The 1,896-nt window shown below is 74.3% G+C and carries 1 protein-coding gene and 1 pseudogene; both read left to right on the top strand.

Annotated elements, in window-relative coordinates; all coding sequences use genetic code 11:
• Positions 1 to 1,434: FAD-dependent oxidoreductase (locus DD1DGNOD_RS29665; protein ID WP_241255784.1), on the top strand; the 1,434-nt coding region annotated here is incomplete at its 5' end.
• Positions 1,435 to 1,552: 118 nt separating this feature from the next.
• Positions 1,553 to 1,896, top strand: a pseudogene (locus DD1DGNOD_RS16685) (mycofactocin system FadH/OYE family oxidoreductase 2); the annotation flags it as partial.

Genomic DNA, 1,896 nt, shown 5'->3' with positions numbered 1-1,896 from the left:
GGTCCCTTCTCCACCTCGGCCTACCGGCCCACCGCCCACACGTCGCCGGCGTTCAACCTGGAGCTGTGCCGGCAGATGCGGGCCAGCGCCGCCGGGCGCGTCCCCGTGGTGCTGCAGGGCAGCGTCGTGGACGTGGCGGTGGCCGAGGCTGCCCTGGCCGGCGGTGTCGCCGACATGGTCGAGATGACCCGGGCGCAGATCGCCGAGCCCGACCTGGTGCGCCTCGTGCGCGCGGGGACGGCCGAACAGGCGCGGCCCTGCATCCTGTGCAATCAGGCCTGCCGGGTGCGTGACAACCGCAATCCGATCGTGAGCTGTGTCGGTGAGCCGTACAGCGGCCACGAGACCGCCGGGGAAACCGTCGCGGGCACCGACCCGCGGGCCCGCGACGTGCTGGTGGTCGGCGGTGGACCCGCCGGGTTGGAGTCCGCCCGGGTGCTGGCGCTGCGCGGGCACCGGGTCCGGCTGGCCGAACGCACCGGCGCGCTCGGCGGAGCGCTGCGGGCCGCCTCGGTCGGCCCCGGCCGGATCCGGCTGGCCCTGCTCACCGACTGGCTGGAAGCGCAGTGCCGCCGGCTGGGCGTGCAGGTCGACCTCGGTGTCGAGGTGACCGTCGACGATCTCGACACGGCCGCGGCGGACGGCTGGGACGTCGTGCTCGCCACGGGCTCCCGGCCCGTGCCCCGCCGCTACGGACTGGCCGATGCCGATGCCGATGCCGATGCCGGTGCCGGTGGCGGTGGCGGCGAGGGCGAGGGCGGCGGCGAGGGCGGGGGCGGGGGCCGTCCCGACATCGACAGGACGACTGCCGATGGGGCCGGGGCCGGGGCCGGCGAGAGTGGCAGCGGCGCCGCCGAGGGTTGTCCCGACATCGGCGGAACGATCGTGCTCGACGTGCTCGACGTGCTGCGCGGCGGTCTGGACGCCGTTCCCCCCGGCCCGGTGTTCGTCCACGATCCGGTCGGGGGACCGGTGGCGATCGGGCTCGCCGAATGGCTTGCCGGTGCCGGGCGCGAAGTGGCCCTGGGCACGCCCGACACCGTGGCGGGCACCTTGCTGTCTCTCACCGGTGACCTCGCGCCGGCCAACACCCGGCTCCAGCGGGCGGGTGTGCGCCGCCAGCTGCGGGTGCTGCCGCGGTCGGTCGGCGGCGGGCGGGTCGTGCTGGAGGACGTCTGGACGGGTGAGCGCCGCGCGCTGCCGTGTGCGGTGCTCGTCGACTGCGGTCACCGCCTCCCTGAGGAGACCCTGTACACGGCCCGTCCGGGCACACCCCGGGCCGGCGACTGCGTGGCGCCGCGGACGGTTCTCGAAGCGGTTCTGGAGGGTCGCCGACGGGCCCTTGAGGTCGGGGCGGGGCGTACGAGCCTCCCGGCAGCCCGGCCGCTGGCCGCCGCACACCCAGGACCGCCGGCCGCGGCACACCGAGGTTAGCGCCGGCAGGCCGGCGATCCGTAGCCGCCGGTACGCAGGTGATCCCCATATGCCGGTGCGCCAGCACCCCGCACACAGGAACAACCCGCACACAGGAACCCGTCCACAGGAAGGCGACATGAGTGCCACCAGCCGCTATCGGCACCTGTTCAGCCCGTTGCGCATCGGTCCACTCACCGTCGATAACCGCGTGGTCTTCTCGGCGCACCTGACCAACTACGCGCAGGACGGTCTGCCCTCTGAGCAGCACGCGGCCTACTACGCGGCCAGGGCGGCGGGCGGTGCAGGGCTGATCATCACCGAGGAGCACTCGACGCATCCCACGGACTGGCCGTACGAGAAGCTCATCCACGGGTTCAACCCGGAGGTGATCCCCGGCTACCGGCGGATCACCGACGCGGTGCACGCGCACGGCGTGCCGATCCTCGCCCAGATCAACCACAACGGCGGCCAGGCGTCGTC

It is taken from the genome of Candidatus Protofrankia californiensis (assembly GCF_900634765.1).
Classification (GTDB): domain Bacteria; phylum Actinomycetota; class Actinomycetes; order Frankiales; family Frankiaceae; genus Protofrankia; species Protofrankia californiensis.
Note: the sequence above shows the minus strand (reverse complement) of the source record. Positions and strands in the feature narration are given on the sequence as shown.